The sequence below is a fragment of the Phaeobacter sp. SYSU ZJ3003 genome (assembly GCF_041300735.1).
Taxonomy (GTDB): domain Bacteria; phylum Pseudomonadota; class Alphaproteobacteria; order Rhodobacterales; family Rhodobacteraceae; genus Phycobacter; species Phycobacter gallaeciensis_A.
Map to the genome: position 1 here is coordinate 1 of NZ_PXNU01000030.1, position 5,800 is coordinate 5,800.

The following is a 5,800-nucleotide window of genomic DNA, read 5'->3' on the forward strand; positions in this document are numbered from 1 at the left end:
AAGTGTCAGATAGCTTCAGGGTCGTCACTCACGAGAAATTTCGGGTTTTGGGGTAGGCGCGGTATAGTGGAGAAATCCCTAATTTTGCTGACTGGGGACGCTACTCGGACAAGGGCCGCGCCCGGTCTTGAGACCGGGCGCGGCTGTTTCAGGGTCCCGGCAAAATCCCGCGCATGATTTATGGATTATTACCCCCAATTGAAAGCCAGCCAAACCTGCGGCATAGTCGCGCCAGCCGCCTGCCAGCGGCCTCTCTCGAATGACCACTGGACAGGACATGACGATGCGTTTTGTGAGCTCTTTTCTCTGTGCCGCGGCCCTGACGACTGCGTTCAGCGTACCCTCTGTCGATGCAGGCGTCATCGAAAGGGCCTGTCGTCAGTCCGAACGCGGCTATGCAAAGGCCGGGCTGTGCAGCTGCATTCAGAAAGTCGCCAACAAGAGCCTGACCCGTTCGGAGCGCTCCAAGGTGTCGAAGTGGTTTGCCGATCCGCATCAGGCCCAGGTCGTACGCCAGTCCAGCCATCGCGGCGATGAACAGCTTTGGGAACGCTACAAGGAATTTGGCGCCAACGCCGCGCGCGTCTGCGGCTGATACAGCCCCTCTGAAAGGCGTCCATTCAGATCAGCGTTACGACGGTCACACCCCTCTCATGCCGCCGTGATGCGCTCCCGATTTTGCGCGACCCACGGCCCGGCGCAGATGCTGCAGTGCCGCACAGGGGAAATCCGCTCCAATACAACCCTTGACCCCGCATCTTTCTGTCGTTGAGAAAGAAGATGCATATTTGGAGCATATTCATGTTGACGAAGGGTGTTACCCTAAGAGGGCTGGAAGTCTTTGCCGCCCTGGCAAGAACCGGATCCGTGGCGCAGGCTGCGGAAATGACCGGGCTCAGCCAACCCGCAGTCAGCCAGCAATTGCGGAATCTGGAAAAGTCATTGTCCTGCGACCTGGTGGACCACAGCCGCCGCCCGATGGTGGTCACCCCGGCGGGACGCACATTTCTGGCCCGCACCGAGGCGGTGCTTGCAGAGCTGCGTCTGGCGCAAAGCGAGCTGACGGTTGTCGATCTCAGCCACCTGCCCGAACTGTCGATCGGTCTGATCGACGATTTCGACAATGATCTGACCCCGCGGTTGGTGACCATCCTTGCCGAGAGCCTGACCAAATGCCGGTTCAAGATGATCACCGCCTCCAGCCACGACATCATCCGCGCCATGGAAGAGCGCGAGCTGCACATCGCCGTAGCCGCCACCACCGGCGCCCTGCACGAAGGGCTGGTGGAACTGCCACTGGTGCAGGACCCCTTTATTCTGGTGGCCCCAAAGGGGTTCATCGGCTCCTCGGATACTGGCCTTCCGAAGGTCAGCGTGAGCGAGCTGAATACCCTGCCATTCCTGCGCTATGCACGGGACCAATTGATTTCACAGCAAATCGACGCCCATCTGACCCGTCAAAACCTTACCTTTGAAAGCCGGTTCGAGATTGGTTCCCACCTTGCCCTGATGGCCATGGTGGCGCGCCGAATCGGCTGGGCGATCACGACGCCGCTGGGGTATATGCGGGCGGTGCGGTTCCACGATCAGATCGAAGCCTACGCCCTGCCCTTTGGTGCCGCCGCTCGGACCATTTCCCTGTTCAGCGGCAACGACTGGGCGGATCAGGTCCCCCGCGACGTGGCCAAGACCATGCGGCACTTGATCCAGACACAGATGATCGATCCGGCGCTGGTCCGGCTTCCCTGGCTGGCAGGCGCGTTCAAGGTCATCGACAGCTAAGGCCGACGTCAGAGGGCGTGCCCTGCCTCCAGATGGGAGACCAGCCCACGCGCCGCCTGCTCGATCAGGTCGAGGCATCCGTCGAAATCCCGCGTATAATAGGGATCGGGCACATGATCCGCGCTGCTGCCCGCAGCAAAGTCGGTGAACAGCACCACGGGCGTGATCTGGTCTGCAGGCCTTTGCGCCTCGATATTGCGCAGATTGTCACCGTCCATCGCCACGATCAGATCAAAACGCGCAAAATCCTGCGGTTCGAACTGCCGCGCCCGCAAATCCGACAGATCCAGCCCTCGCGCCCGCGCCGCAGCCTGCATCGGCCCGTAGGGCGGCTCTCCCACGTGATAACCCGCCGTGCCCGCGCTATCCGTCTCGGCCTGCTTAAAAAGGTCGCGGAACACCCCTTCAGCTGCGGGCGAGCGGCAAATGTTTCCTAGGCAGACGAACAAAATGCGTTTAGTCATCGGGGCACACTCCTTTTGGCAAGACAGCAATAAGAGGCTTTGCGGCGATGGAAAAGAGTGCGGAGAAGATCGTCATCCTGACTGGCGCCGGCATTTCCGCCGAAAGTGGGCTCGGTACCTTTCGCGACGAAGACGGGCTCTGGGCCAAACACCGGATCGAAGATGTAGCAACGCCCGAAGGATTTGCCCGCGATCCCGATCTTGTGCACGCCTTCTACAATGCCCGCCGTGCCCAATCGGTCGATGCCAGCCCGAATGCCGCCCACACGGCCTTGGGTGAGCTGCAAAGGTCCTGGCCCGGTGAGGTTGTGATCATCACCCAGAATGTAGACGGGCTGCACGAACAGGGCGGCGCAGAAGATGTGCTGCATATGCACGGTACGCTTGACGGTGCCCTCTGCGCAGCCTGCGATCACCGCTGGCCCGCCCCCGCCAGCATGTCGCACACCGACCTCTGCCCCGCCTGCGCCCAGCCCCGCACGCGCCCCGATATCGTCTGGTTTGGCGAAATGCCCTATTTCATGGAAGCCATCTACGACCATCTGGCCGAAGCGGATATCTTCGCCTCAATCGGAACCTCCGGTCAGGTCTACCCGGCCGCTGCCTTTGTGCAGGAAGCGCAGATGGCGGGCGCCCATACGGTTGAACTCAATCTTGAGCCCTCGGCCGGCGCATCCAGCTTTGCCGAAAGCCGCCTGGGGCGCGCCAGCGAGATCGTGCCCCACTGGACCGGCGAGTTTCTGGCCCGCGCCTGAACCTCCAAAGAAAACGGCCAGCCCCCGGAAAAGGACTGGCCGCAATGTCTCGGCGCGATTGGCGCTGATCAGTTGTTGTGCTTCATGCCGCCGTGACCGGGCTTGCGCTCCAGATCCACCGGCACCTCAACGTTGATTTCTCCGGCTTTTTCAAAGACCAGCGTCAACGGCACCACATCGCCGTGATGAAGGGTCTGGGTCAGCCCCAGAAACATGACGTGGTCGCCGCCCCGCTTCAGCATGTGCACCTCACCCGCCGGAATGGCAAAGCCTTCTTCCACATGCACCATCTTCATGACACCGTTGGCATCGCCCTGGTGGGTGTGCAGCTCGACCCGCTCTGCCACGTCAGAACGCGCATCGATCAGCCGGTCATCAGCGCCGGTATCGTTCATGATCTGCATGAAGGCCGCGCCGCTGGCGGACATCTTGGTCGATACGCGTGCATAGGCGTCCTCGACCATCATACCGCCCGCCATGGCGGCCCCGGCAAGGGTGACTGCGGCTGCGCTGGTGGCGACGAAAACGAAGGATTTAAAAGACATCTTGAGTCTCCTGTTGCAAAGTCTGTCTGATTTTCAGGGTAGGATAGATTGGAAATCAGGCAGAGATCGGCGGGCCACGCGCCAGGGCGTATTGCCCGCAGGAGACGGGGATCAGGACTGTGCGATCGGGTGTCAGATCCTGCAGAACCGGGCGCGCCGGGATTGGCAGCGCTTGCTGCACCGGCAGCCCAGCATCCAAGAGATGCATCACGCAGTCGGGACAATAATGCGGCGCCGGGACCGGCTGGCCGTCGCTGTCCACATAGATCGCCACCGGGCCGGTGCCCGTGCAGATCACGATCTGCCCCGAGGCATCCCGTGCCCCACGCATCGCGGCAGCGCTATGGGCGGTCAGCACCACAGCAAGGGACAGGAATATCCCGATATATATCCGCAAGCGTCGCATCATCAGTGGCAGATATGCCCCCGCACAGCGCCAACCGCAAGCGGCATTCGGTCACGCCAAGAATGGCAAAACGCCGCGCTGGGATATCCAGCGCGGCGTTTTACTAAATCAGATCGGTCTGAAGTGGATCAGGCCTCGGCAGCTTGTGCCTTGGCGATCTCTTTTTTCACTTTCAGAGCGGTTGCGGACAGCTCTTCGTCCTTGGCTTTTGCCAAGAATGCGTCCAGACCACCGCGGTGATCAACCGAGCGCAGGGCTGCGGCGGAAATCTTCAGCTTGACGCCACGGCCCAGAGTCTCGGACTGCAGGGTGACATCGTTCAGGTTCGGCAGAAACCGACGACGAGTGCGGTTCTTGGCGTGGCTGACATTGTTGCCAGTCATCGGGCCTTTTCCGGTCAGTTCGCAACGGCGCGACATAGGTTCATCCTTCGTATCTGGGGCGGCCTGCCGGACAAAACTCCGAATCTGCCGCCAAATCACAAGGGCGCGGCCATTGGCTGCGCCCGAAAACTGGTTGGATGCGTTTAGGAGGAATCGCTGACAGGGTCAAGCCATATGGCAGGGTTTTATCACCCACTCCGCCGGAAAGTGGCACAGCCCCGCCCAAACGGGACCAAACCCGGCCGCGCGCCTGGCTTGAAAGGTCCTCCTACCGCATCTGGTCAGCGGGTTTATTCCAGCCCCAACCCCTTCAGCATGTCCCGCGCGGCTGCGGCAGGGGTCTGCTCTCCCGCAGCGACCGCATCCGACAGTTCCGCCATCCGGCCCTGCGCCCAAGGCGTTTCCAGCCTTGCCAGCATGGCCTGGCGCACATCTTCGGCAAACCAGTAACGCGCCTGATCCGCCCGGGTTCGCGTCCAATGTCCCGTCTCGCGCCGCCAGCCCGACAGATGCTCGATATCGGCCCAAGCGGCCTCCAGCCCCTCCCGTGCCAGCGCCGAAACCATCATCGCCTTGGGAAAGCCTTCGGGATCCTGCGGACGCTTGCGCAGCAGCCGCAAAGCCCCGGCGTAATCGGCGCACGTGCGGGTAGCGGCGGGTTTCAGATCGCCGTCTGCCTTGTTGACCAGAATCATATCCGCCATTTCCATGATTCCGCGCTTGACACCCTGCAACTCATCGCCGCCCGCCGGGGCCAGCAAGAGCAGGAACAGATCCGACATCTGCGCCACCACGGTTTCGGATTGCCCCACCCCGACGGTTTCGATCAGTACCACGTCAAAACCCGCCGCCTCGCACAGGGACACCGCCTCCCGGGTGCGGCGGGCGACCCCGCCCAGCGTGGTCTGGCTGGGCGACGGGCGAATGAACGCAGATTTCTGGCGGCTGAGATGCTCCATCCGGGTCTTGTCGCCCAGAATGGAACCGCCCGAGCGGGTCGAGCTGGGATCGACCGCCAGCACCGCCACCCGCAGGCCGCGTTCGACCAGCATCATGCCGAAGGCCTCGATAAAGGTGGATTTGCCAACCCCGGGCGTGCCCGACAGGCCGATCCGCAAGGCCTGCCGATCCGCTTTGGCCAGCCGCTCCAGCAGCGCCAGCGCTTGCTCCCGGTGATCGTCGCGCCCGCTTTCGACCAGAGTAATCGCCCGCGCCAGCGCGCGCCGGTCGCCTTGCAAAATCTTGTCACTCAGCTGCGCAATATCCATGCCAAAGCCCCTGTTCCGCGCCCCTTGCAGGGCCTCTGTCCGAAAGTTCCGCCTACTTGACGCAGGCAGGCCCGGATTGTCCAGTGCCGAGGCAGGCGCATTCAGCCGCAGCCGCCGCGCCTCTGGACCCGGCACGGGTCTTTGGCGATAAGGCTGCCATGACACGCCTGCCCATTGATGACGCCCTGCCCGATCTG

Annotated in this window: 8 protein-coding genes; 3 read left to right on the top strand and 5 right to left on the bottom strand. The window is 62.2% G+C overall.

Features of this window, described 5'->3' with window-relative positions; genetic code table 11:
- The first annotated feature begins 283 nt into the window (after window positions 1-283).
- Entirely contained in the window at window positions 284-595 is a 312-nt protein-coding gene (locus C6W91_RS11970; protein ID WP_065273772.1) for a hypothetical protein, read from the top strand.
- A 206-nt stretch (window positions 596-801) separates the two neighbouring features.
- Window positions 802-1,782, top strand: a complete 981-nt coding sequence (locus C6W91_RS11975) for a LysR substrate-binding domain-containing protein (RefSeq protein ID WP_370570874.1) — start codon at window positions 802-804, stop codon at window positions 1,780-1,782.
- Window positions 1,783-1,790: 8 nt separating this feature from the next.
- Here C6W91_RS11975 and C6W91_RS11980 read toward each other — a convergent pair whose 3' ends face one another.
- Entirely contained in the window at window positions 1,791-2,246 is a 456-nt protein-coding gene (locus tag C6W91_RS11980; protein ID WP_065272962.1) for a low molecular weight protein-tyrosine-phosphatase, read from the bottom strand.
- A gap of 47 nt (window positions 2,247-2,293) precedes the next feature.
- On the opposite strand from C6W91_RS11980, the gene C6W91_RS11985 reads away from it, so the two are divergent.
- Window positions 2,294-3,001, top strand: a complete 708-nt coding sequence (locus C6W91_RS11985) for an NAD-dependent deacylase (protein ID WP_274837760.1) — start codon at window positions 2,294-2,296, stop codon at window positions 2,999-3,001.
- 68 nt (window positions 3,002-3,069) lie between these two features.
- On the opposite strand, the gene C6W91_RS11990 is transcribed toward C6W91_RS11985, so the two are convergent.
- The 4 genes from C6W91_RS11990 to meaB all read right to left on the bottom strand — a co-directional run bounded on the left by C6W91_RS11990 (window position 3,070) and on the right by meaB (window position 5,603).
- On the bottom strand, window positions 3,070-3,546 hold the full coding sequence (locus C6W91_RS11990) for a copper chaperone PCu(A)C (RefSeq protein ID WP_274837761.1): 477 nt from the start codon (window positions 3,544-3,546) through the stop codon (window positions 3,070-3,072).
- Window positions 3,547-3,601: 55 nt separating this feature from the next.
- Window positions 3,602-3,952, bottom strand: a complete 351-nt coding sequence (locus C6W91_RS11995; RefSeq protein ID WP_065273771.1) for a hypothetical protein — start codon at window positions 3,950-3,952, stop codon at window positions 3,602-3,604.
- A gap of 128 nt (window positions 3,953-4,080) precedes the next feature.
- The gene (rpmB, locus tag C6W91_RS12000; RefSeq protein ID WP_065272959.1) at window positions 4,081-4,371 is read right to left on the bottom strand and encodes a 50S ribosomal protein L28; all 291 of its coding nucleotides are present in this window, start codon (window positions 4,369-4,371) and stop codon (window positions 4,081-4,083) included.
- Between the two features lie 254 nt (window positions 4,372-4,625).
- Complete coding sequence (gene meaB / locus C6W91_RS12005; protein ID WP_274837762.1) at window positions 4,626-5,603, bottom strand: methylmalonyl Co-A mutase-associated GTPase MeaB; 978 nt, start codon at window positions 5,601-5,603, stop codon at window positions 4,626-4,628.
- Window positions 5,604-5,800: the final 197 nt, after the last annotated feature.